Origin of the sequence: Pseudomonas japonica, from assembly GCF_013522925.1 — a bacterium.
GTDB lineage: Bacteria > Pseudomonadota > Gammaproteobacteria > Pseudomonadales > Pseudomonadaceae > Aquipseudomonas > Aquipseudomonas japonica_A.
In genome coordinates this window covers 231,025-255,527 of sequence record NZ_JAAMQU010000006.1, presented here as the reverse complement: position 1 = coordinate 255,527, position 24,503 = coordinate 231,025, and the positions used below count along the sequence as shown (strand labels likewise).

The following is a 24,503-nucleotide window of genomic DNA, read 5'->3' as shown; positions in this document are numbered from 1 at the left end:
GAACTACTGATAATGGCTATCGAGATCAAAGCCCCCACTTTCCCGGAATCGGTTGCCGACGGTACCGTTGCCACCTGGCACAAAAAGCCGGGCGAAGCCGTCAAGCGTGACGAACTGATCGTCGACATCGAAACCGACAAGGTCGTGCTGGAAGTTCTCGCCACCGCTGATGGCGTATTGGGCGCTATCGTCAAGAACGAAGGCGACACCGTGCTCTCCGACGAGCTGCTGGGCTCGATCGAAGCTGGCGGTGCTGCCGCTGCTCCTGCTGCCGCGCCTGCCGGTGCCTCGGCTGCCGCTACCGTGGCTGCCGCTGCCGCTGAACCTGCCAGCGCCGACGAGGACGCCATGGGCGGCCCGGCCGCTCGCAAGCTGGCCGAAGAGAACGGCATTGCGCTGAACAGCATCAAGGGCACCGGTAAAGACGGTCGCATCACCAAGGAAGACGTGGTAGCCGCGGTCGAAGCGAAGAAAAACGCTCCGGCTCAGGCACCTGCCGCCAAGCCTGCCGCTGCCGCCGCTCCGGTTACCGCTGCGGGCGATCGCGTCGAGAAGCGCGTGCCGATGACCCGCCTGCGTGCCAAGGTCGCCGAGCGTCTGGTCGAAGCACAGTCCAACATGGCCATGCTGACCACCTTCAACGAAGTGGACATGACCGAAGTCATGGCACTGCGCTCGAAGTACAAGGACCTGTTCGAGAAGTCCCACAATGGCGTACGCCTGGGCTTCATGTCCTTCTTCGTGAAGGCTGCCACCGAGGCGCTGAAGCGTTTCCCGGCGGTGAACGCGTCCATCGACGGTTCCGACATCGTTTACCACGGCTACGCTGACGTAGGCGTGGCTGTGTCCAGCGATCGCGGCCTGGTGGTACCTGTACTGCGTAATGCCGAGCAGATGAGCCTGGCGGAAATCGAGAACGGCATCGCCACCTTCGGCAAGAAGGCACGCGACGGCAAGTTGTCCATTGAAGAGATGACCGGTGGTACCTTCACCATCACCAACGGCGGCACCTTCGGTTCGATGATGTCCACCCCGATCGTGAACCCGCCGCAGGCGGCGATCCTGGGTATGCACAACATCATCCAGCGCCCGATGGCCATCAATGGCCAGGTAGTGATCCGCCCGATGATGTATCTGGCACTGTCGTACGATCACCGCTTGATCGATGGCAAGGAAGCGGTAACCTTCCTGGTCACCATCAAGAACCTGCTGGAAGATCCGGCTCGTCTTCTGCTCGACATCTAATCGCAGCCTCGGCTGCGGCTTCGAGCTGCAAGCTGCAAGCGGCAAGTTGGATAGTAGTGGTGCAACCGGCGTGGTCGTGCGGTCTACCTGCTTTGACTTGTGGCTTTTAGCTTGTAGCTTGTGGTTCAAGGCTTGTGGCTCTAAGGAATTCTTATGACTCAGAAATTCGACGTGGTAGTGATCGGTGCCGGCCCTGGTGGCTATGTAGCCGCTATCAAAGCCGCCCAGCTCGGCCTCAAGACTGCCTGTATCGAGAAGTACCAGGACAAGGAAGGCAAGACCGCACTGGGCGGTACCTGCCTGAACGTAGGTTGCATTCCCTCCAAGGCGCTGCTGGACAGCTCCTGGAAATTCCATGAAGCCGAAGACGGCTTCAAGGCACACGGCATCAACCATGCTGGCGTGACCATGGACGTTCCAGCGATGGTGGGCCGCAAGTCCCAGATCGTGAAGAACCTCACCTCCGGCGTCGCTACCCTGTTCAAGGCCAACGGCGTGACCCTGCTCGAAGGCCACGGCAAGCTGCTGGCCGGCAAGAAGGTCGAAGTCACCGGCAAGGACGGCAATGTCGAAGTGGTCGAGGCTGACAATGTCATCCTGGCTTCGGGCTCCCGCCCGATCGATATTCCACCGGCCCCGGTCGACCAGAACGTCATCGTGGACTCCACCGGCGCCCTGGAATTCCAGACCGTGCCCAAGCGCCTTGGCGTGATCGGCGCTGGCGTGATCGGCCTGGAGCTGGGTTCGGTGTGGTCGCGCCTGGGCGCGGAAGTCACCGTGCTCGAAGCCCTGGAGAAGTTCCTGCCGGCCGCTGACGAAGCAGTCGCCAAGGAAGCCTACAAAACCCTGACCAAGCAGGGCCTGAACATTCGCCTGGGCGCTCGGGTTACCGGCTCCAAGGTGAACGGCGACGAAGTGGAAGTCACTTTCACCGACGCCAACGGCGAACAGAAAATCGTCTTCGACAAGCTGATCGTCGCGGTTGGCCGTCGCCCGGTGACCACCGACCTGCTGGCCACCGACAGCGGCGTTGACATCGACGAGCGTGGCTTCATCTTCGTCGACGACTACTGCGCCACCAGCGTGCCGGGCGTGTACGCCATCGGCGACGTGGTGCGCGGCCTGATGCTGGCCCACAAGGCTTCCGAAGAGGGCATCATGGTTGTCGAGCGCATCAAGGGCCACAAGGCCACAATGAGCTACGACCTGATCCCGTCGGTCATCTACACTCACCCGGAAATCGCGTGGGTAGGCAAGACCGAGCAAACCCTGAAGGCCGAAGGCGTTGAAGTGAACGTCGGGACCTTCCCGTTCGCCGCCAGCGGCCGTGCCATGGCAGCCAACGACACCGGCGGCTTCGTCAAGGTGATCGCGGATGCGAAAACCGACCGCGTACTGGGCGTCCACGTGATCGGCCCAAGCGCCGCCGAGCTTGTTCAGCAAGGCGCGATCGGCATGGAATTCGGTACCAGCGCAGAAGACCTCGGCATGATGGTGTTCTCGCACCCGACCTTGTCCGAGGCGCTGCACGAAGCCGCGCTGGCCGTGAATGGCGGTGCCATTCACATTGCCAACCGCAAGAAGCGTTAACAACAAGAAACCACGGCGTGCCGCCCGTCGTTGGCCCTGAACAGGGCTTGCCGCGGAACGCATGCCGGACTCGATCCCGCTGTCGTGGCCTGGAACGGACGCAATTCCCGTCCGCTTCCACGGCCTGGCCGCGGATAGCAGTCACAGGTGGCGCGGCACTCCCCGGAGCGCAGCGCCGAGAGCGCAGTACCTAACGAAGACGGTAATAAGCATGAACCTTCACGAGTATCAGGGTAAGCAGCTGTTCGCTGAGTACGGCCTGCCGGTATCCAAGGGCTTCGCGGTAGACACGCCGGAAGCAGCAGCCGAGGCGTGCGACAAGATTGGCGGCACCGAATGGGTCGTCAAGGCACAGGTCCACGCAGGTGGCCGCGGCAAGGCTGGCGGCGTAAAGCTGGTCAAGAGCCGCGAGGACGCCAAGGCGTTCGCCGCGCAGTGGTTGGGCAAGCGCCTGGTCACCTATCAAACTGATGCCAATGGCCAGCCAGTCACCAAGATCCTGGTCGAGTCGTGCACCGACATTGCCAAGGAACTGTACCTGGGCGCCGTCGTCGACCGTTCCAGCCGTCGCATCGTGTTCATGGCGTCCACCGAAGGTGGCGTGGACATCGAGAAGATCGCTCACGACACCCCGGAAAAAATCCTCAAGGCCACCATCGACCCACTGGTCGGCGCTCAGCCGTTCCAGGGCCGTGACCTGGCCTTCCAGCTGGGCCTGGAAGGCAAGCAGGTTTCCCAGTTCGCCAAGATCTTCACCGGCCTGGCCAAGCTGTTCCAGGACCACGACCTGGCGCTGCTGGAAGTGAACCCGCTGGTAATCAAGGCCGACGGCGACCTGCACTGCCTGGACGCGAAGATCAACATCGACGCGAACGCCATGTACCGTCAGCCCAAGCTGAAAGAGTTCCATGACCCGTCGCAGGACGACCCGCGTGAAGCCCACGCTGCCAAGTTCGAACTGAACTACGTTGCCCTTGAAGGCAACATCGGCTGCATGGTCAACGGTGCCGGCCTGGCCATGGGTACCATGGACATCGTCAACCTGCACGGCGGCAAGCCAGCCAACTTCCTCGACGTGGGCGGTGGCGCTACCAAGGAACGCGTGACCGAAGCGTTCAAGATCATCCTGTCCGACACCAACGTGGCCGCCGTTCTGGTGAACATCTTCGGCGGTATCGTTCGTTGCGACATGATTGCCGAAGGCATCATCGGCGCAGTGAAGGAAGTTGGCGTGAAGGTCCCTGTGGTTGTTCGCCTCGAAGGCAACAACGCTGAACTGGGTGCCAAGGTTCTCGCAGAAAGTGGTTTGAACATCATCGCGGCTACCAGCCTGACCGACGCTGCTCAACAAGTCGTCAAAGCCGCGGAGGGCAAGTAATGAGCGTCCTGATCAATAAAGACACCAAAGTCATCTGCCAGGGCTTCACCGGCTCTCAGGGTACTTTCCACTCCGAACAAGCCATCGCCTACGGCACCAAGATGGTTGGCGGCGTGACCCCCGGCAAGGGCGGCACTACCCACCTGAACCTGCCCGTGTTCAACACGGTCAAGGAAGCGGTAGAAGCCACCGGCGCCGAAGCCTCGGTCATCTACGTACCGGCTCCGTTCTGCAAGGACTCGATCCTTGAAGCGGCCTTCGGCGGTATCAAGCTGATCGTCTGCATCACCGAAGGTATTCCTACCCTCGACATGCTGGACGCCAAGGTCAAGTGCGACGAATTGGGCGTACGCCTGATCGGCCCTAACTGCCCAGGCGTGATCACCCCCGGCGAATGCAAGATCGGCATCATGCCCGGTCACATTCACCTGCCAGGCAAGGTCGGTATCGTTTCGCGCTCCGGCACCCTGACTTACGAAGCTGTGAAGCAGACCACCGACGCCGGCTTCGGCCAGTCCACTTGCGTGGGCATCGGCGGCGACCCGATCCCGGGTTCGACCTTCATCGACATTCTGAAGCTGTTCCAGGAAGACCCGAAGACCGAAGCGATCGTGATGATCGGCGAGATCGGCGGTTCGGCTGAAGAAGAAGCCGCTGCCTACATCAAGGCAAACGTCACCAAACCAGTGGTGTCCTACATCGCTGGCGTGACCGCGCCACCCGGCAAGCGCATGGGCCACGCGGGCGCAATCATCTCTGGCGGTAAAGGCACGGCTGACGAGAAATTCGCTGCCCTGCAAGACGCTGGCGTGAAGACCGTTCGTTCCCTGGCGGACATCGGCAAGGCCCTGGCCGAGCTGACTGGCTGGGCTGTGAAGTAATTCACCCCCGCAACCGCTGCAAGCAGAGGCCACCTTCGGGTGGCCTTTGTTTTTTGGGGCCCGGCAATCGTATAAACTGGCCGCCACCTCGCCGGCCCGCTGGGCCGACGTACGAAGCAAGCGAAAAAAAGAGAATAGCCATGGGCGCACAGTGGAAAGCTAAACATAGAGAGGCAGCGGCCAACGCCAAGGGGCGGATTTTCGGCAAGCTGGCCAAGGAACTTCAAATTGCCGCGCGCTCCGGTGCCGACCCGGACATGAACCCCCGCCTGCGCCTGGCGGTGGAACAGGCCAAGAAAGCCTCCATGCCGCGGGACACCCTGGAGCGTGCAATCAACAAAGGTGCTGGCCTGAGCGGCGATGCGGTGCAGTACACCCTTGTGAAATATGAAGGCTTCGCGCCGCACCGGGTACCGGTAATCGTGGAGTGCCTGACCGACAACGTGAACCGTACCGTAGCGGAGATTCGCGTGCTGTTCCGCAAGGGCCAGCTCGGTGCCGAGGGCTCGGTGTCGTGGGATTTCAATCATTGCGGCATGATCGAAGCAGCGCCCGCCACTGCCGACGCCGACCCTGAGCTGGCTGCGATCGAAGCCGGGGCGCAGGATTTCGAGCCGGCCGAGGAGGGCGCTACGCTGTTCCTGACCGAAACCACCGACGTGGATGCGGTGCAGAAAGCCCTGCCCGAGCATGGCTTTACCGTGCTGTCAGCCAAGATCGGCTATGTGGCCAAAAACCCGGTCGCCCTCACCGACGACGCCGAGCTGGCAGAAGTGGAAGCTTTCCTCGATGCCATCGACGGGCATGACGACGTACAGAACGTGTACGTTGGGTTAGGCGGCTGAGACGGCTCCCCGCCCGGTGCAAACCTTGTGGGACCGGGGGAACCCCGGGAATTCACAGGCATAGCGTGGCAACCCGCTACAACGTCGCTTCCACGTCCCGGAAGCACGGCCGGGCGCCGGGGTCGGGTTGCTGGCAGGTATCGCTCAGGGCTTTCCAGCCTGGCGGTGCCGCCCTGCAGCGGCCCGCCACTTCCTCCAGCAAAATCCCGAATGCCCGTACCTCGATAGCCTCCAGCTTGCTCGCTAGCGCCTTGTCTTCAGGGCGATAGCGGCTGGCGGCGCCGAAGTCGCCAAGCAGCGCATGGCCGTCGTCGCGGTACAACACGTTGTGGCCATAGAGGTCGCCGTGCATCACGCCGCGCTCATGCAGATGCCGGGTGGCGCTGGCAAGCCCGCTGAGCATTCGATGGGCGGCCGCCGTTTCGAACGACAGCGTAGGCGCATAGACATCCCGGGTACAGCTCTCGAAACTCGGCGGCCCGGCAAGGATTCGATAGGCCGGGTCGATCAATTCCATGACCATCCCCGGCAGACCCTCGGGGTGGCCCTCTAGCTGGCCGCGCTGAGGCACCAGGCTCGGGTGGCTGCCCGCGTGCAGGCAGGCTGCTATTTCATCCTCCGGGGCGCCATCGCTGGTACGGTGCGCCTTGAAGCACTTGACGGCGACAGCCTCGCCGGTGGGCAGGTTCGCCTGATATACCGTGCCAGAAGCGCCTTCGCCGAGTTTGCGGCCCACGCTCAAGGCCTGCCACTGCAGTGCTTCTACAGGGGGCGATGGGCGGGCCGGGCATAGCGGGTTGCCTGCGTAGGCCAACCAGGCGAGGCGAGGCAGGTCAAGCAGCCAGGGCGGCAATCGCTCCAACCCGTTGCAGGCAATGCGCAGCAGTTCCAGCTCAGCGTTTTGAGCCAGGCTCTCGGGCAGGGCACGCAAGCGATTACCGGCGAGCATCAATTTGCGCAGGCGCGGGAAACCATCGAACGTATCAGGAAGATGGTCGATACGGTTATCCGTAAGGATCAGCCAGCGCAAGGCAGGTGGCAGCGATTGCGCCGGCACCTGGCTTATCTGGCACGCCTTGAAGCCGATCATTTGCAGCGCCGGGCATTCGCCCAATACGTCGGGCAGGGTTTCAAAGGGGTTGTTGGAGCAGAAGATCACCTTGAGGCGCTTCAGCCGCCCCAGTTCCGCCGGAAGCGTCGTCAGCCGGTTGCCGCTCAGGTTGAGCACCTCAAGGGTGTCGGCCAGATCGAAAACTTCGTCAGGGACTTCCTTCAAACCCAAGTTAAGGTCCAGCCGGGTTGCACCCGCCAGTTGCCCGTCTCGCAACCGCTCCAGCGTATTCATGCGGGTGCCTGCGAACGGCCGAGCTGGCCAAGGCGGCTCTGGCTGCGCATCAGGTCAATGGCCGAGGCCTCCAAGGCCTCAGTCAAGGGGAACTGGCTGGTGACGGTCAACTGCTTGTCGCGGTCGTACAGCACGTCGACCAGGTTGATAAAGCGCTGCTGCACTGCGATGGAACACTCCGCCAGGCAGGGTAGGTCGATCAGTACCCAATCATCGTACCGCTCGCACAGCTCCAGATAATCCATGACCGCCGTTGGCGCCTCGCAGAGGTCGGTAAAGGTGAAGGCGACCCTGCGCCCTTCGCTGAGCCGGGCACGTAACTGACGGTTACCCACCTGAAGCGTAAGGGCCGCCGGGGTGTTCTCCAGCCCCAAGCCGCGCAGCTGCGCGGCGTCTGGTTTGAGCAGATAGGCGCCGGTAACGAACCGCTGCTGGTTGCCAGACCCTGGCTGGCTGCGATAGTCCTGCTCGCCGCCCACTTCAAGCACCTCCATCTCGGCCGCGATCAGCCGGATCACCGGCAGGAAGCGCTCATGGTAGAGGGGATTGGGGAGCAGGCCTTCGGGTGCGTAGTTGGAAGTAACCACCAGCAACACACCGCGAGCGAACAGCGCCGCGAACAACCGGCGGATAAGCATCGCGTCGCCAATATCGTGCACATGGAATTCATCGAAACACAGTACGCGGCAACCGCTGAGCAGGTCATCGAGGGTGCGCTCCAGTGCGTCCTCATTGCCTTTGTGACGGAACATGCCCGCATGAAGGTCGTTGAAAAACCCATGAAAATGCAGCCGGCGTTTGCCGAGCACCTCGACGGCCTCATGAAAGCCGTCCAGCAGCCAGCTCTTTCCTCGGCCTACCTTGCCATAAAGGTAAAGGCTGCGCGGCCCGCTGAATCGCGCCTGGGGGTCGGCCAGCACGCTGGCCCTCGCCGCAAGGCGTTCGATTACCCGCAGCTGGCTTTCGCCCAGTGTGTAACCCTGGCGCTCGGCGCGGGCCTGGAAGAATGCTTTGATTGCCAGCGCCGGCGCGGAATTGTCTACGGGCGGGGTGGCAGGGGCGGAGCCAAAAGAGAACCAGGAACGTTTCGAAGGCAAGGGCAAGTCTCGTCGCAACCTGAGCGGCCCTCGATTATATACGCAGCACTGTCTAGATGCCTTCGCCGACGGCACGCTCCAATACCGCCCGAGAGGGCAGGCCTACCGCGCTGACCATGGCGTAGTTATAGGAAGGGTCGGACCAGTAATCGGCCTGCAATTCGCCGTCGCGCCGGCTGCCCCGCGGCAGCATGTGATAACCAGGGCCAGGCGGCCGGACGTAGAAACTCGCGCGCTGCCCGGTAGCGTTTTCATACACCACCATGGCGGCTGGGCCCTGATCGGTGTTCAGCAGGCGAGCACTCCGGGGCTCGAACCCTGCAGCGGACAGGTCCGGAAGGCGTTGCGCCTGGCTGAAATAGCGGTCCAGCCACGCCTGAACCCCGGTGCCGCCCTCGGCTGTGTAGTCGGCCGGCAGGATGCCCTGCACCGCGAACATACGGTACGCCTGCAAGGCATCCGTCATCGGCGCGGCGGCAACGCGAACTTCCATCGGCCCGCGCGCTTGCCAGCCACCTACCGCGCCAGCGCCCACCGCTACCACCAGCACGGCGGCTTGAGCCATGCGCCGTGCACGCTGGCCACGCACACGGCGCGCTACTGTTACTGGGTCCAGCGCCGGGTTGGCTGCGGCGTGCAAACTGCCGCTCCAGGCTGCGCGCAGTTGCTGCGCGTCCCGCTGCCATGCGCTCACAAGGGCTTGGGTTTCAGGATGTTCAGCCAACCAGGCTTCGAGCCGTTGGCGGTCTGCCGCGTTCATTTGGTGATCGACGTAGGCATTGAGGTCATTTTCGGAAGGGGGCAGGGTCATCATTTGTAGATTCGCACGGCAGGTCGGGTGATTTCGCCTTCGGTGAGCTGATGCAAGGCTTTTCGTGCCCGGGAAAGGCGGGACATTACAGTGCCGATGGGCAAGCCCAGCACATCAGCGGCCTGTTGGTAACTCAGGCCCTCCACAGTGATGGCGAACAGCAGGGCGCGCTGTTCCGGCTTGAGGCGTTCGAAGGCGCCGAGCCCCGCTTGCGCCATCACCGTACGCTCGGCCGATGGCAGCGCGTCGTCACGGCCTCCGAACAATTGCAGCATGCGGGCATAGCGCTGGGCGCTACGGTGCCCGTCGATGAACCGTCGGTAGAGAATCGAAAACAGCCAGGCGCGCAGATCCCCTTCGGCACGTTTGCCCTTCCAGCGGCTCAGTGCCCGCTCCAACGTGGCCTGAACGAGATCGTCGGCGTTATGGCTGTCGCGGGTGAGGGACAGGGCAAAGCGCCTTAGCCTGGGGAGCAACTCACGCAGTTCGTCGTTCAGGTCGGTCATGGGCGCAGGCCGGTAGGGGGGCGAATCAGCAAGACGACCCCGCAGTGGATTTATTCCGCGCCGTTCAGCGCAGGCGAGGGACCAATCCCGCTACTACCTTGAGCAGGTCCTGAGCGAGCCGTGCCGAGCGGGCCCCAGACCACTCCGCCCGAGGCTCAGGTGCATCCAGGTGATCCTTGAATGGCATTTCGAGGGTCATCGCCAGGCAGTCGAAACGCTGCCCCACAGCGTTGCACGCCAGCCGCATATTCGCCTGCCCGGGCGCGTCACGGGTGTAGCCGTGCACCTGCTGGAAGTCCGGCGTCTGCTGGCAAAGCGCGTCGCGGAAGGCCGTCTCGAGCGCGGCGAGCCGTGGTGTGTAGCCAGGGTTCCCTTCACAGGCGGCGGTGAATACGTGAGGGATTTCTTCGTCGCCGTGGGCGTCGATGAACAGGTCTACACCGTGCAGGGCCATGTGTTCCCGTACGAAATGGACTTCCGGTGTTTCCGCCGGTGTCGAGTCCTGCCAGGCCCTGTTAAGGTCCTTGCCGGCCGCGTTCGTGCGCAAATGGCCATGGAAGGCGCCATCCGGATTCATGTTCAGTACCAGGTACAGCTCGGCCTGCTGCAACAGTGCCTGCATCCACTGCTGATGCTGTTCAAGCGCTTCGATCACGCCTTCCATGAACCATTCGGCCATGTGCTCGCCAGGGTGTTGTTGGGCGATCAGCCATACCTTGCGCTTGCCTGCGGTACCGTCACCCGCCCGGAACAAGGGAATGTCCCGCCCTTCGAGGCTTTTGCCACAGGCGATTTCCTGAACCCCTGGAAGGTTGCGGGCCCGCTCGATCAAGGCGAAGTGACGTGCTTCCCGGTAGGGCTCGAAGTAGGCGAAGGAAATGCCGGTGGCCTCGGCGGTCACGTTGAAGCGAAGTGCCTGACCATCGTATTCGGTTGGCACGCGGAACCACTGGACACCGTCGTACGATGCTGCGGCGTTGTACCCCTGCCAGGCGCTGGGATAGGACGACTGGCCAGCGTTGGTAATGACGAAGCCGTGGCGGCGCCCGACCTCCAGGCCTTCTGCTCGAAAGTGAAACCATTGGAAGTGAGCACTGCAGCTGTCGGGCAGGATTGCAAGGCGGATGTTGGAAGGGTCGCTGCCATCCAGTAGCTGGATATTTCCGGTGTCGAAGTCTGCGCTGATGTCGACGAGGGGGGCGTTAACGTGCATGAGCGATTTCGCTAGAGAACAAAAACGAAAGTGTACACCCGTGCGCCGATTATGCCCCACCCCGGGTGCCGATCAGCCTCCGGCTTCGTCGGCTTTGCCCTGCTCATGGCCGGACGTGGGCTCCAGGCTGTGAACAACCATGGCGCGGGCCAGGTCGACCAGATGGACAACAGTGAGGGCAAGGTGCCGCGCCTGGCCTGTGTGCTGGTCGGCGCTCTCATAGGCGACCGCAGCGGCGCAGTGCAGCAGAGCATCGGCGTGGGCCAGGGCGTGAGGGGAATCCAGCGTGGCGCTGGGGCGAAACGGCCCGGTGAAAGTGGCATGCATCAGAGAGCTCCTTGCTCGAACGCAGTAACGATTGACAATGCGTGCAGTATAAATTACCCGCTGTATTAGGATTGCTCTTAATCCATTACGCGATATGTATGGCCCGCGCCTCACCACCCGGTAAGGTACGCGCCATGGAAACCTGGATAAAAATCGTCAAACTCAAGATGCGCGAGCGCAGGCTCACCCAAGAGCAGCTTGCCGAACGTATCGGTTGCTCCCAGGGCGCGGTCAACCATTGGCTCAGTGGCCGGCGCCGCCCAGACCTGGACACCATGAACCGTGTCCTCAAGGAGCTCGGCGAGGAGAACCTGGAAGTGGTGCAGATGCTGCGGGTCAACGAACAGCGCGGCCTTTATGATTCCGCAAACGGGGTAGCGGTCCCCCAATGGGCCATCAGCCAACCCGCTTTCCGTTACCCGGTACTGGAATGGGCGGCTGCCGGCGACGCCAAACCTTCGATTGCGTGCTATAGCACTGGCAAAAGCCATGTGAGCGATTACCACGCCAGCGGTCCGGCGTTCTGGCTACGGGTAGAGGGTGAAAGCATGAGCGCGGCCTATGGGCGCAGCGTTCCCTCAGGCTCGCTCATTCTGGTGGATCCTCTGGCCCCGGCCTCGCCGGGCAGCCTGGTGATCGTGAGCGCACCGCTGCAGCAGCAGGCTGTGTTTCGCGAGTTGCAGGAAGAGGGCGGAAGGCGTTACCTCAGGGCCCTGAACCCTGCCTGGCCGGTGCTGGCCTGGGAGAGCGACTGGCACGTCAAGGGTGTGGTAGTGCGGGCCATGCTTGCCTTGGAAGAGGGGTAGATGCAGAAAGGGGAGCCGAAGCTCCCCTCAAAGGTATGTTGCATATGCTCTTGTTATGATTGTCAGGCCGCCTGTTGTTGTTTTTGGTAGCTGCCTGTGCGTGTTTCAGAGCCCCCATCCGGGGCCAAGAGCAAACGTATTTTTTTGAGCGCTGATCCATCCTCACCTGAGGGTCCAACCGTACACCTGCTGCCTCGGGGCAGTTTTATTGTTGTGTGTCCAGTTGCGGGCAATGCCCTGGAAAACGCACCTTCCTCAAAAAAATCTGTTGGCTTCGTCTCTGCCGCGGTTGTTCTTGTTATGCCAGAGCCGTTCGTATTGTTGTTATGGGTGACGCTTGGTTTTCTTGTTGTTCTTGTACCGATTCAGATAGCAGGCGGCGTGCCAACTATTAAAATTACTTGTTAATCAATAACTTGTGAAAAATATAGCGTTGAGATGGCTGGGTTTCCAGCCATGGGTGTTTCCTGCTTACCCGCTTCGGTGGGAAACCGAAGCACCAGGTAACACTTTATTCACACAGCCACCACGTCCGGTGCCAGAGCTTCGCGCTCACGCTTCACGATGCCGGCGCACAGCTCGATCAGTTGCTCGCGCATCCACCGATTGGCCGGGTCCTGATCGGTGCTTTCGTGCCAGTAGAGGTGCGTCTCCACGGTATTCACGTCGGCTACCGGTAGCGTGCTGCAAGGCAAGTCGTGTCGCCTGGCAAAGCGCTCTGGCACGGTCATGACCATGTCCGTCTGCTGCAGTACCTGCGACGCCATCATGTAATGCTGGGAGCGAAGCGCAACCTTGCGCTGCCGGCCCAGCTTGCCCAGGGCCAGGTCCACTTCCCCCAGGCCGTTTCGGCGGCTGGAGATATGAATATGCGCCTGCGCCAGGTAGCTCTCGAGCGTCAGCGGTTTTCCTTCCAGGGGGTGGCCCTTGCGCATGGCGCACACATAACGGTCTTCCATGAGCTTCACATGGCGTACCTGTGGGTCGGTGTTCAGCGGAGCATCCACGGCAAAATCAAGCCGGCCGGCGGCTAGCTCCTTGGTGGTTTCGCGGCGCTTGCACAGGAAGCTTTCGATCACAAGCCCAGGGGCCTGACGTCGAAGGCGGCGCAACAGCGAAGGGAGCACGATGGCCTCGATAAGGTCTGTCATGCTGATCCGGAACACCTTGCTGGCCTGGGCAGGGTTGAACAGGCGGCTTTCCTGTACCGACACCCGCAACAAGGCCAGGGCGTTGCGAACCGGCCCGACAATGTTCTGAGCCATGGGCGTGGGCACCATGCCTTGGGCAGTGCGCACGAACAGGGGGTCGTTGAACGTTTCCCGCAGGCGGGCGAGGGCATTGGAAACGGCGGGCTGAGTGATGCCTACAATCTGGCCAGCGCGGGTAAGGTTCGCTTCCGTGTAGATCGCATCGAAGACAACGAAGAGGTTGAGGTCTACCTTGCTGAGGTTCATTGGCGGCGTACTCGTTCTTATTGTGGAAGCGGGGCGTATAGCGCTTATGAATGTTTATACACGAGGATAATAGCCTCGCCAAATAGCGTAGCGGTCTTCTAGCATCACCTCATCGGGCCCGCTGGGGCCTTCCTGGAGCACCGGACTTCTATGGATTTCGCCTATTCACCGCGGGTCGAAGCATTGCGTGCCCGCATCATCGCCTTCATGGATGCCGAGGTATTCCCGGCTGAGGCGCGCTTCGCCGAAGAACTGGCACAAGGCGATCGCTGGCGACCTACCGCAATCATGGAAACCCTCAAGCAGCGAGCTCGCGAAGCGGGGCTGTGGAACCTCTTTCTGCCGGAATCCGAGCTGGGCGCCGGGCTTACCAACCTGGAATACGCGCCGCTGGCCGAACTCATGGGGCGTTCACCCCTTGGCTCCGAGCCATTCAATTGCTCCGCCCCGGACACTGGCAACATGGAGGTGCTGGTGCGCTACGGCACCGAGGCGCAAAAGCAGCGCTGGCTGGCGCCCCTGCTCAGCGGCGAGATCCGTTCGGCGTTCGCGATGACCGAGCCGGACGTGGCCTCTTCGGACGCCACGAACATGCGTGCCACCGCAGTGCAGGATGGCAACCAGTGGGTAATCAATGGTCGCAAATGGTGGACCTCCGGTGCCTGCGATCCGCGCTGCCAGGTGATGATTTTCATGGGGCTGACCGACCCGCAAGCCCCGCGTCACCGGCAGCATTCGATGGTGCTGGTACCCAAGGATACCCCGGGCGTGAAGGTGCTGCGCCCACTGACGGTGTTTGGTTACGACGACGCACCGCATGGGCACGCCGAGGTTCTGTTCGAAGACGTGCGGGTGCCTCTGGAGAACGTGCTGCTGGGGCCCGGGCGGGGTTTCGAGATCGCTCAGGGCCGCCTCGGCCCGGGCAGGATTCACCACTGCATGCGCTCGCTGGGAATGGCCGAACGCGCCTTGGAGCTGGCTTGCCGCAGGGCGCTGGAACGTGAGGCCTTCGGGAAGCCGCTGGCGGCATTGGGTGGCAACGGCGACCTGATCGCCGACTCGAGGATGGAAATCGACATGGCCCGGCTGCTTACGCTACGGGCGGCGTACATGATGGACACGGTGGGTAACAAGGTAGCGCGCAGCGAGATCGCGCAGATCAAGGTGGTCGCGCCGAACGTTGCGTTGAAAGTAATCGATCGCGCCATTCAGCTTTACGGCGGCGCGGGGGTGAGTGGCGATACCCCGCTTGCCTATATGTATGCGATGCAGCGCACGCTGCGCCTGGCCGATGGCCCTGACGAAGTGCACCGTGCTGCCGTCGCCAAATATGAGCTGGAACGTCACCGCCCGGCGGGTTGAAGCCACACCTCAACGCGGCGATTGCGGCTGCGGCCGGCTTCATATGCATTGCTGGCGACAGGAAGCGCGGCACCCAGCCCTAGCACCTGGCGGGGTGCGATGCCACGCTTGGCGAGCTCGCGTCGAATGGTCATGGCCCGCAGGCGCGACAACAGCAGCGCCCGCTCCGGCTCGCTCTTGGTATCCCCGAACCCTATCAGCACCAGGCGTTGTCGCTCTTCAGGGCGAGATGCCAGGAAGGTCGCCAGCCGATCGATATCGGCCATGGCCTTGCTGTCCAGGGCGGCGCTGGCACCGGCGAACCTGAACGTCACCGTAAGCCGTTGGCCTTCTCGCGCCACCGCCAGCAGTGGCTCTGGCATGCCGGCAGTAGGTTGTACCCGCACGGCATGAACCTGTTGCGCCACGAACCCCTCCCGTGCCACGACCTGCTGCCCGGCATCGCTCTGAGCGAAGCGCACCAGCGCACCGGCCCAGGGGTTGAGCGTGTCGGCCGCCTTGTACAGGTACAGCCTTCGTGAGAGCAGGTAATCCTCTGTCGCAACGGTTTCGGTAGTTGGCAGCAATGCTCGCGTACCGACGTCGGCGATGGCCAAGGCACGTGCCTTGCGGATATAGGGCAAGCCGATGAAGCCGATGGCCTGAGGGTCGTCGCTAACGGCCTGGCTCAACCTGTCGCTGGCTTCGAAGCGGGCGGCGGTTGCCGACAGCGTGAGCCCGCGTGGCGCCAGCACCAGATCACGGAACGTCTCCCAGGTACCCGAACGCTCATTGCGCGCCAGCAGGTGGATGGGGCCCAGTGGCACGCCCAGTTGCTCCCATTGCGTTACCCGGCCGGCAAAGACTTCTGCGAGCTGGTTGGCTTCCAGGCTGCGCAAGGGGTTGCCGGGATGCACGATGACTGCCACGCCATCAACGCCGATGACCTGTTCGGCACCGCTGGAAACTGCGTCCACCGGCCCGTACAGGGCAGCCTGTTCGCTGGGGTGGATCGCTCGGGAAGCAGCAGCCAGGTCAGCCGTGCCCGCGTGCAGCGCAGCAAAGCCAGTGGTCGTACCATGGGCGTCGATTTCCACCTCCAGGGCCGGCCCCGAAGCGGGACGAGCCAGCACGCTCCATTCGTTGGTAGCCTGAGGTACAACCTCAACCTGCATGTTCTGGCTCGAGAACAGGCCCTCGACCAAGGCCGGGCCCAATGCAGCGCCGATCGTGTTCGAGCCCTGAATGCGCAATACAGGCAAGGGGTCGGCGCAGGCAGACGTGATGATGGCGAACACGCCGACGCAGGCAAACAAGCGACGGCGGGACGTGGATCGGAACATGGCGGGCCCTTGGCGGGTGGGGCCCGCAGATTAAGACAAGGGCGTTACCGTAAGGTGACAGCGGTCAGGCCAGCTCGAGCCAGATCGGCGCATGGTCGGACGGCTTTTCCATTGCGCGGAGTTCATGGTCGATACCCGCGGCTTTAACCCTCGGCAGTAGCCCGGCGGCGGCCATGATCAGGTCGATCCGCAGGCCGCGTTTGGGCGTGTCTTCAAAACCGCGGCTGCGGTAGTCGAACCAGCTGAATACGTCGTTCACCTCGGGATGAAGATGGCGCCACGTATCGACCAGGCCCCATTGCTTGAGGCGCCCCAGCCATTCACGTTCCTCCGGCAGGAAACTGCATTTTCCGGTGCGCAGCCAGCGTTTCATGTTTTCCGGACCAATGCCTATATCGCTGTCCTCGGGGGAAATGTTCATATCCCCCATTACCACCACCGGCTCCCCATGGGGGTCATAGCGTTCCAGCAGGCTTTGCAGGTCGGCGTAAAACCGCGCTTTGGCCGGGAATTTGGTGGGATGGTCGCGGCTTTCGCCCTGGGGGAAATAGCCGTTCATGATGGTCACCACCTGGCCGGTGTGATCCTCGTAGCGGCCGCGGATAAACCGGCGTTGTGCGTCTTCCTCATCGCCTTCAAACCCTTTGTCCAGGCTGATCGGGGGTTTGAGCGAGAGCAGGGCGACGCCGTAATGGCCCTTCTGCCCATGAAAATGCACGTGGTAACCCAATGCCTGAACCGCTTGGAGTGGAAACTGATCGTCTGCCACCTTGGTCTCTTGGAGCCCGATGACGTCAGGACGGTGCCTGGCAATCAGGGCCTCCAGCTGATGGGGCCGCGCGCGAAGGCCATTGATATTGAATGAAACGATTTTCATGACGCGACCACCTTGCCGGAAAAACACAAATGCTAACGGAGCAGCTGCGCGCAGGCCAGTCGAAGGCATTCGCGGCGGGCGGAAGGCGCAACCGTGGTAGGATCCCACCCCATGATGTATCCAGGACGAACATGTGGCGCGCTGTTACTGGCCTGCCTCGCAACGAATGCCGAAGCCCAGGGCCGCCTTCAGGTAGAGCTGAGCCCGCCTGACACGGCGCTTCGGGCCAACATAGAAGCCTACATTGGCAGCGTGGCCGATCACGACGAGCAGGGCCTGCACCAGCTCAGCCGAACGGCGCAAGTGCAGGCGCGCGAAGCGGCCGAGGCGCTGGGTTTCTACCATGCACAGGTGGAGGCCGAGGTGACCGGCGGCGATCAGCCCACTTTGCATGTGCGGGTTCAACCCGGGCAGCCGGTGCGTTTGCGCAACGTGGATGTGCGCATCGAAGGGCCCGCCGCGGCAATGCGAGAATTCGCGGTGCCGCGCAGCACTGCGCTGGCCCCAGGCGCACCGCTGAACCATGGCCATTACGATGACGCCAAGCGGCTGATCCTCAATCAGGCCTCTCGCTTCGGCTTTTTCAAGGGGCACTTCGAACAACAGCAACTGCGCATCGACCCGGTTGCCGGCGTGGCGGATATCGAGCTTCATTACCAGAGCGGCCCGCGTTACCGCTTTGGCGACGTAAGCTACCATGGCGACTCGATCATCGACTCGCGCCTGCTGCAACGCATGGTGCCGTTCCAGCCCGGCGACCCGTATAACGCAGACCTGGTAGCCCAGTTGAACAGGGACTTGCAAACCAGCGGCTACTTCCAGGGTGTAATCGTCGATGCGTCACCCCAGGGCGCCGATGGCCAGACCATTCCAGTGAAGGTAACGCTCGAAGCGCGAGAGCCCCGCACCCTGGTTCTTGGCGGGGGTTATTCCACCGATGTGGGGCCACGCTTGAAAGCCAACTGGACCCGCCATTGGGTCAATCCTCAGGGCCATTCCTATGGCGCGGAGGCAGAGCTTTCCGCCCCACGGCAGAACATAGGCCTGTGGTACGACGTTCCGCTTGCATCCCCGCTCACCGACAAGCTGCGCTACGCCGCCGGTTACCAGTATGAAGAGATCGCCGACACTGACAGCTTGAGCAAGCTGCTCACGGTAGGCCCTGAATGGCATAGCAAATTGCCCAGTGGCTGGCAGCGTGTGATCTCTCTGAAATGGCAGCGCGAAGAATACCGCCTGGGCGACGATGCAGGGCTGAGTAACCTGGTAATGCCCGGTATCAGCTACAGCTACCTGCACAGCGACAGCAAGGTAGACCCGAGCAACGGCTACCGGGTTGTATTCGATGCACAGGTTGCCAAGGAGGGGCTGCTGTCCGATGCCAACCTGCTGCACGGCAACGTACAGCTACGCGGGCTGACTACTGTCTTCGACAAGCACCGCTTCCTGGGCCGTATCCAGCTTGGGGGCAGCGCCACTAACGGTTACAAGTCGATTCCGCCGTCACTACGGTTCTTCGCCGGTGGCGACCAGACCGTGCGGGGCTACGACTATCAAAGCCTGTCCCCGGAAAACAGCGACGGTGACAAGATCGGCGGCCGCTATATGGTCGCCGGCACTGCGGAATACCAGTACAGCGTGGCACCCAAATGGCGAGTCGCAACGTTTATCGATCAGGGTAACGCGTTCAACAGCCTGGACCTGCCCAGCTTGAAAACCGGTGTAGGCGTGGGGCTGCGCTGGGTGTCGCCCGTGGGCCCCATCCGGGTAGATATCGCCCGTGGGCTGGATGAAGGGGGAGGGTTTCGATTGCACTTTTCCATGGGGCCTGAACTATGACCCGGCGCTGGCGTTGGCTAGTGATTACCGGTGGGGCCTTGCTGGCGCTACTTGCAATGGTCGCGGTGGTGATGTGGGCCCTGCTTGGCACAGAACGCGGAAGCCGCTGGTTGCTGGCCCATGTGCCGGGCGCAAGCGTTGAAGGCTTTGAAGGCCGCCTGGCGAACCACTGGCAAGCGCGTAAGCTGACATGGGCCGGCGCCGATGGTATGCGCGTGACGGTGCAAGCGCCACGGCTGAGCTGGTCGCCAGGTTGCCTGTTCAAGCTCACCCTCTGCCTGGATCAGGTACAGGCCGAGCGGGTGAGCATTACACCTCCGGCTGCAACGCCACCCGCCAGGGATACCGGCCCACTTCAGTTGCCGGACCTGAATCTGCCGCTCGCCCTCCAGCTCGGCCAGCTCGACATCGGCGAAGTGGCCTACGCAGATTCAACGGTAATCACCGGTGTGCACCTGGCCGCAGCCTGGAATAAAGACGGGCTGCAGATCGGTAGCCTTCAACTCACGAAAGGTGAGCTCCGCCTCGGCGTGGAAGGTACGGTACGCCCCGCCGGGCAGTGGCCAATGGACGCCCGGGTACACCTGGCATTGCCTGCAGTGGATGATCGCCCCTGGGAGATCGCGGCCACCCTTGAAGGCGAACTGGCGAACCGCCTCGCCTTTACCGGGCGCAGCTCAGGCTATCTGGACGCTAACCTGGAGGGCACGCTGCACGCGTTGGCGGACAATGTGCCCGCCACCCTCAGGATCACGGCCGACCATTTCGTGGCCCAGCAGTCCTTGCCTCGTACGCTGGCCATCGAAGGCTTGCAGCTGCGCGCCGACGGCGATCTGGAGCAGGGCTATGCCATTGAGGGCGGCGGCCGATTCCCAGCGGAACAAGGCCCGATTGACCTGCGCCTGCGCGGCAAGGTAAACGCACAGGGCGCATGGGTAGACGACCTCAGCCTGCGCGCAGATGACACTCACCGGGTAAGCGTGATCGGTAACCTCGCTTGGGGCGGTGATCTTACAGGTGAAGCCAGCCTGGACTGGCAAGATTTTCCCTGGACCCGGCTGTATCCACAGGATGCCCCACCCCCCGTGGCCGCCACCGCCTTGAAGGGCATGGTGCGTTATGGGAATGGCCATTTCATGGGTAACCTGGCGGGGGATTTTCAAGGGCCGGCCGGGCCATTCAGCGTCACTACGCCATTCAGTGGGGACGGCCAGCAACTAGTGTTGCCACAACTGCACGTGACTGCAGGCAAAGGGCAATTGGACGGGCAGTTGGCACTGGGTTTCGTAGAGGGGGTGAGCTGGGTGGCGGACCTGAACCTCTCCAACCTGGACCCGGCCTATTGGGTCGCTGCGCTGCCGGGCAAGCTGGGCGGCGCGATCACCAGCAAGGGGCGTTTTCAGGCCGGCGCGCTTGAGCTCGCGGCCAAGCTTGGGATTACCGGGCAACTGCGTGGCCAGCCCGCCAGCCTGGTAGGCCGGGTGGAGGGCAGCGGCGCCGGCTGGCAATTGGCGGATCTTGATTTCGGCCTCGGCGGCAACCACCTCAAAGGCGCCGGAAGCAGCAATGGGCGCCTCGACGGCAAGCTCACGCTCGACGCCCCGCGCCTGGACCAACTGTGGCCGGGCCTGGCGGGTGCGGTCAAAGGTAGCCTGAACCTGGCCGGCACGCCTGCCAACCCCCAGGGCCAGCTGGACCTGGACGGGCGGCGGGTTGCCTGGGAAAGCAACCGCATGGCCACCCTGACGTTGCGCGGGCGGCTCGATGCCCGGCAGCGCGGTACGTTGTCGCTCGACAGCACGGGGCTCGCCGCTGGCGATACCGAGCTGGGAACCCTGGCGGTTACCGCTAATGGCGATGCCGAGCAGCACGCCCTGACCGCGCGCCTGGACGGCCCGGCAGTGGTCCTGGCTATTGCCGCCGACGGCCGCTGGTATGAAGGCGCCTGGAAAGGCCGGTTGGCCAAGGGCACCGTGCAAAGCCATGGGCAAGCCTGGGCATTGCAAGCGCCAGCGCCGTTGCAGCGCCTGGCCGATGGTACGGTTGACCTGGGCGCCCACTGCTGGCGTTCGGGGCAGGCCAGCTTGTGTGCCGACAACCAGCGGCTGGCGCCCGATCCTCGTATCCGGGTGCGACTGCGGGACTTCCCGATGGCAAGCCTCAAGCCCTGGCTCCCGGAAACGTTGGAGTGGCAGGCAACCGCCAGCGCGGATGTGCAACTGGACCTGGGTGGCACTGGCCCGAAAGGCAGGGTTGGCTTCGATGCGAGCGGTGGCACCTTGCGCGTGCGGCAGGGTGAGCAATGGTTGAGTTTCCCCTACGGCACCTTGCGCCTGGCCAGTATCGTCGCGCCGGGTGATGTGAATACAGAGCTGACGTTCGATGGGCGCAAGCTTGGCCAACTGAATCTACAGGCCCGCCTCGATCCGTTCGGCCCCGCGAAAGCCCTGGCAGGGCAGTTCCGTTTCGATGGCCTGGACCTTTCTGCCTTGGGCCCGCTAGTGGAATCGGCAGACAAGGTAGCAGGGCGCTTGCAGGGTAACGGCACGCTCGGCGGCACCTTGCTGCAACCGCGCGTGGACGGCGCGTTCAGCCTCCGCGATGGCGCGGTTTCCGGGCCAGGTTTACCGCTGAGTGTGGAGGCACTGACGTTGCAGGCGCGGATGAACGGCAATCACATGCAGCTTGATGGCCAGTGGCGCAGTGGCGCGCAAGGGCAGGGTAGCCTCGACGGGGAGCTGGATTGGAGTGGCGCCTTGAAATTGGCCATCGCCGTGCGGGCAAGCCGTCTGCCCATTACGGTACTGCCTTACGCCGAGGTAGAAGCAGGGGCAGACCTTCGGCTGGCTTTGATAGACCAGAAGCTGGCGCTGAGTGGCAAGGTGAGTGTACCAAAAGGCGCGATCACGGTTCGCCAGTTGCCGCCGTCCACGGTGAAAGTATCGGACGACGCCATGGTGGTGGGACGGGACGTGCCCGCGCGGGCCCAGGCTGGGATCGCCATGGATGTGGACGTAGACGTTGGCCAGGAAAAGCTCACCTTCAATGGTTTTGGATTGCAGTCTGACATCGTGGGGCGCCTGCACATTGGTGATAACCTGGACACCCGCGGCTCCCTTGAGCTGCGCAACGGCCGCTATCGTGCTTATGGTCAGCGGCTCACGCTGCGGCGCGCCCGGCTGTTCTTCACCGGGCCTGTGGACCAGCCCTACCTGGACGTAGAAGCGATCCGCCAGACCGATGACGTTACCGCCGGCATCCGCCTGAGCGGAAGCGTGCAGCAGCCGACGACCGAAGTGTTTGCCGAACCTGCAATGAGCCAGGAGCAGGCCCTTTCCTGGCTGATTCTGGGCCGGCCGTTGAGCACCAATGGTGAAGACAACAACGTACTCGCGCAGGCAGCGCTGGGCCTGGGCTTGATGGGGAGTGCATCCACGGCGGGCCAACTCGCCAATAGCCTGGGCATCCAGGACTTCCAGCTGGACACCGAAGGTAGTGGTGACACCACCAGCGTGGTCGCCAGCGGGAACCTGACCGACCGGTTGACCCTGCGCTACGGTGTCGGGGTATTCGAGCCGGCCAGCACGGTTGCGTTGCGCTACGCCTTGACGCGACAGCTGTATCTGGAAGTTGCCAGTGGTGTGGCCAGCTCCCTCGATCTTTTTTACAAGAAGGATTTCTAAGCGGGAGAAAGGTCAGGTTCGACGTCTCGCCGTGCTCGTTGAGGCAAGATCAACTGGGTGTACTCCTCGATCAGCCGTTGCACGGCTTCGGGGGGGTGGCACGCCTTGAAGGTGAGGCTGATCTGCACCTCGTCCGGGCTGCGCTGGGCGGGGTCCTTGCGCACGCCCCCCAAGGTTACGTAGAACCGCTCGGAATGAAGTTCGCCGTTTTCCAGGGCATGGGTGACGCCTTCCACCTCGGTGGCGGCGATCTTGACCGAGAGGTCGACCTTCATGGTGTCTAGCGCAAGCCCTTGAGGCGCGACCAGGGTGATGAGGGGGACTTGCATGCGGTGCTGATCATCGAGGGCCACTTCCACCATCTTGGCTTTCATGGGGGTGCCCAGGTCGTCCGCGTTGTAATCGAAAAACTGGTCGAAGAGCTTGATGTACTGTTGGGCGATCAGAGAGTTTGCGCTGCAGGCGGCTTCGTGAAGGCCGCGGGTGATGTCCCGCAGGTCGCTGGGGACCATGGGTTCCTTTCGGGAAAACAATCCCACTGGGCAGTCTCCTGGGTAGTGTGCAGCGCTGGCGATACCAGCGCTGCATCTGAACGGCTATGTGAACGCGGTGTTCTCAGGGCTGGGCGCCCGAGGCGCCAGGGCCTTTGCCGGCATTGGGACTTGTAGGCGCTGCAAGCACATTTGCCTCCAGCCCTTTCGGGTCGGCAACCAGGGTGTCGGAGGCGAGGCGAACCGGCTTCGCCGCCGCCTCGGTCAACACGTCGATAACGCGCATCAGGGCCTCAGGCGGGTCGAGGCGAGCGACCTTGGTGTTGAAGGCGTACCGGGCACGGGTATCGGTTTTTCGGATTTGCGTCTTGTTGTGACTCATCTGGCCCTTGACCGCCAGCTTGAACGGCCCCCAGCCCAGCGAGGCGGCCATTTCGCCACTTGCGCTGCTCTGTCTGGTGTCCTCCGCTGCCTGGGTGATGGTCAGTTCAAACTCGACCGTGCCTTCGGTGATTGCGATGTTGGGGTGAGTGACCGCTGCCAGCAGCGGGATCTGCACGGATTTAGCCACCGTACCCTTGTAAGTACCGTTTTCGTCGGTGATCGTTTCGTCATAGTCGAATTTCACCCCAACGGCTTTGCCATCCTGGATGCACACCCCCAGGAGGAAGTCCGCGTAGGATTTGCTCGCCGAGGTTTGTGCCTGGATCATCGCCTGGATCGGACCGGCAATCATCCGGTCCAGCGGCAGTGCGTTGATCACCGAGCCAATCAATTCGTTGTCTATCGTAGCCATGTGAGGAACTCCATTCCTTGGGTATAAGCGCGACGATTACCGCGCGGCGTACTGTGCGTTCATCCGGCGGCACGGCGAACCGGGAAACCACGAACAGGGAAAACCCTTATTGATCAGCTACGCCTGGGCCGTGGCTTGAGTGCGGCGAATGTTGCCGATCTGCCGCAGGCTCAGCCCATAACGATTGGCCAGTTCGGCGCGAGAAAACCCTCGGGTAGTCTCTTCCAGGATCTGGCGATCGCGCAGTTGCCGTTCGAAATGATCAGGTTTGGGAATTTCCAGCGATGTACCGGCGAAGCGAGCGGTCAGCGCCTTCAGCGCAGCGGCCGGCAATAGCTGCGCCAGCGCCGAGCGCTCTGGGTTCTTGGGGATGTAGCGTGGTCGCCCTCCGTAGAGTCGGGTCAGGCGGTAGGCTTGCTCAACGCCAACGCATTCGATCAGCACGCGCAAGGAGAGTGGAAGGCGGGTGGTATCAACGTGGGTCAGATCAACAGCGTCCATAATGAAATCCTTTCAGTGGGAATCCGTTTTTGCCCTGTGGCGAGGGCCATTGTGCGGAGTTCCACAGCCCCCCTGCAGGGTCAGCGAATAGCCTGTAGTCGGCCGAAAAAGCTGCCCGGCTGTGGGGAAAA

At 62.6% G+C, this 24,503-nt stretch carries 21 protein-coding genes; 9 read left to right on the top strand and 12 right to left on the bottom strand.

Going from position 1 to position 24,503, the window contains the following annotated elements:
- The first annotated feature begins 12 nt into the window (after positions 1-12).
- The 5 genes from odhB to G7016_RS12155 all read left to right on the top strand — a co-directional run bounded on the left by odhB (position 13) and on the right by G7016_RS12155 (position 5,939).
- Positions 13-1,245 carry a 2-oxoglutarate dehydrogenase complex dihydrolipoyllysine-residue succinyltransferase gene (odhB, locus tag G7016_RS12175; RefSeq protein WP_181114435.1) on the top strand — a complete coding sequence of 411 codons (1,233 nt, stop codon included), beginning with the start codon at positions 13-15 and terminating at the stop codon, positions 1,243-1,245.
- Between the two features lie 153 nt (positions 1,246-1,398).
- On the top strand, positions 1,399-2,835 hold the full coding sequence (lpdA, locus tag G7016_RS12170; RefSeq protein ID WP_181114433.1) for a dihydrolipoyl dehydrogenase: 1,437 nt from the start codon (positions 1,399-1,401) through the stop codon (positions 2,833-2,835).
- Positions 2,836-3,046: 211 nt separating this feature from the next.
- Positions 3,047-4,213, top strand: a complete 1,167-nt coding sequence (sucC, locus tag G7016_RS12165; RefSeq protein ID WP_181114431.1) for an ADP-forming succinate--CoA ligase subunit beta — start codon at positions 3,047-3,049, stop codon at positions 4,211-4,213.
- Complete coding sequence (sucD, locus tag G7016_RS12160; protein ID WP_181114429.1) at positions 4,213-5,094, top strand: succinate--CoA ligase subunit alpha; 882 nt, start codon at positions 4,213-4,215, stop codon at positions 5,092-5,094. Before sucC ends, sucD begins: the two co-directional genes overlap by 1 nt.
- A gap of 140 nt (positions 5,095-5,234) precedes the next feature.
- Complete coding sequence (locus G7016_RS12155; RefSeq protein WP_181114427.1) at positions 5,235-5,939, top strand: YebC/PmpR family DNA-binding transcriptional regulator; 705 nt, start codon at positions 5,235-5,237, stop codon at positions 5,937-5,939.
- Between the two features lie 76 nt (positions 5,940-6,015).
- On the opposite strand, the gene G7016_RS12150 is transcribed toward G7016_RS12155, so the two are convergent.
- The 6 genes from G7016_RS12150 to G7016_RS12125 all read right to left on the bottom strand — a co-directional run bounded on the left by G7016_RS12150 (position 6,016) and on the right by G7016_RS12125 (position 11,238).
- Entirely contained in the window at positions 6,016-7,284 is a 1,269-nt protein-coding gene (locus G7016_RS12150) for a leucine-rich repeat-containing protein kinase family protein (protein WP_181114425.1), read from the bottom strand.
- Complete coding sequence (gene zapE, locus G7016_RS12145; RefSeq protein ID WP_375139691.1) at positions 7,281-8,381, bottom strand: cell division protein ZapE; 1,101 nt, start codon at positions 8,379-8,381, stop codon at positions 7,281-7,283. Before zapE ends, G7016_RS12150 begins: the two co-directional genes overlap by 4 nt.
- Before the next feature lie 52 nt (positions 8,382-8,433).
- Positions 8,434-9,195, bottom strand: a complete 762-nt coding sequence (locus G7016_RS12140) for an anti-sigma factor family protein (RefSeq protein ID WP_181114421.1) — start codon at positions 9,193-9,195, stop codon at positions 8,434-8,436.
- Positions 9,192-9,698 (bottom strand): sigma-70 family RNA polymerase sigma factor, encoded by a 507-nt coding sequence (locus G7016_RS12135; protein ID WP_181114419.1) that lies wholly within the window; start codon positions 9,696-9,698, stop codon positions 9,192-9,194. The genes G7016_RS12140 and G7016_RS12135 overlap by 4 nt, the downstream gene beginning before the upstream one ends.
- 64 nt (positions 9,699-9,762) lie before the next feature.
- A complete protein-coding gene (locus G7016_RS12130; protein ID WP_181114417.1) occupies positions 9,763-10,911 on the bottom strand; it encodes a M14 family metallopeptidase in 1,149 nt (382 codons plus the stop codon).
- 72 nt (positions 10,912-10,983) lie between these two features.
- Complete coding sequence (locus G7016_RS12125; protein ID WP_181114415.1) at positions 10,984-11,238, bottom strand: DUF6124 family protein; 255 nt, start codon at positions 11,236-11,238, stop codon at positions 10,984-10,986.
- A gap of 134 nt (positions 11,239-11,372) precedes the next feature.
- Between G7016_RS12125 and G7016_RS12120 the strand changes: the two genes are divergently transcribed.
- Positions 11,373-12,044, top strand: a complete 672-nt coding sequence (locus tag G7016_RS12120; protein WP_181114414.1) for a LexA family protein — start codon at positions 11,373-11,375, stop codon at positions 12,042-12,044.
- A gap of 515 nt (positions 12,045-12,559) precedes the next feature.
- On the opposite strand, the gene G7016_RS12115 is transcribed toward G7016_RS12120, so the two are convergent.
- The gene (locus G7016_RS12115) at positions 12,560-13,501 is read right to left on the bottom strand and encodes a LysR family transcriptional regulator (protein ID WP_181114413.1); all 942 of its coding nucleotides are present in this window, start codon (positions 13,499-13,501) and stop codon (positions 12,560-12,562) included.
- A gap of 150 nt (positions 13,502-13,651) precedes the next feature.
- Between G7016_RS12115 and G7016_RS12110 the strand changes: the two genes are divergently transcribed.
- The gene (locus tag G7016_RS12110; protein ID WP_181114412.1) at positions 13,652-14,863 is read left to right on the top strand and encodes an acyl-CoA dehydrogenase family protein; all 1,212 of its coding nucleotides are present in this window, start codon (positions 13,652-13,654) and stop codon (positions 14,861-14,863) included.
- Here the strand turns inward: G7016_RS12110 and G7016_RS12105 are convergent.
- Positions 14,845-16,185: a substrate-binding domain-containing protein gene (locus G7016_RS12105; protein WP_181114411.1), complete on the bottom strand. Its 1,341-nt coding sequence runs from the start codon at positions 16,183-16,185 to the stop codon at positions 14,845-14,847. The genes G7016_RS12110 and G7016_RS12105 overlap by 19 nt on opposite strands.
- A 64-nt stretch (positions 16,186-16,249) precedes the next feature.
- Positions 16,250-17,062, bottom strand: coding sequence for an exodeoxyribonuclease III (gene xthA, locus G7016_RS12100; RefSeq protein WP_181114410.1), 813 nt, complete (start codon positions 17,060-17,062; stop codon positions 16,250-16,252).
- Positions 17,063-17,173: 111 nt separating this feature from the next.
- On the opposite strand from xthA, the gene G7016_RS12095 reads away from it, so the two are divergent.
- The gene (locus G7016_RS12095; protein ID WP_181114409.1) at positions 17,174-18,901 is read left to right on the top strand and encodes an autotransporter assembly complex protein TamA; all 1,728 of its coding nucleotides are present in this window, start codon (positions 17,174-17,176) and stop codon (positions 18,899-18,901) included.
- Complete coding sequence (locus G7016_RS12090) at positions 18,898-22,584, top strand: translocation/assembly module TamB domain-containing protein (RefSeq protein WP_181114408.1); 3,687 nt, start codon at positions 18,898-18,900, stop codon at positions 22,582-22,584. The genes G7016_RS12095 and G7016_RS12090 overlap by 4 nt, the downstream gene beginning before the upstream one ends.
- On the opposite strand, the gene G7016_RS12085 is transcribed toward G7016_RS12090, so the two are convergent.
- From G7016_RS12085 to G7016_RS12075, 3 genes are all read right to left on the bottom strand, one after another.
- The gene (locus G7016_RS12085; protein ID WP_181114407.1) at positions 22,581-23,096 is read right to left on the bottom strand and encodes a DUF2589 domain-containing protein; all 516 of its coding nucleotides are present in this window, start codon (positions 23,094-23,096) and stop codon (positions 22,581-22,583) included. The two genes, G7016_RS12090 and G7016_RS12085, sit on opposite strands and share 4 nt — an antisense overlap.
- Before the next feature lie 103 nt (positions 23,097-23,199).
- Positions 23,200-23,871, bottom strand: coding sequence for a DUF2589 domain-containing protein (locus tag G7016_RS12080; RefSeq protein ID WP_181114405.1), 672 nt, complete (start codon positions 23,869-23,871; stop codon positions 23,200-23,202).
- A gap of 117 nt (positions 23,872-23,988) precedes the next feature.
- Positions 23,989-24,372, bottom strand: a complete 384-nt coding sequence (locus G7016_RS12075) for a Mor transcription activator family protein (RefSeq protein WP_181114401.1) — start codon at positions 24,370-24,372, stop codon at positions 23,989-23,991.
- Positions 24,373-24,503 lie beyond the last annotated feature (131 nt).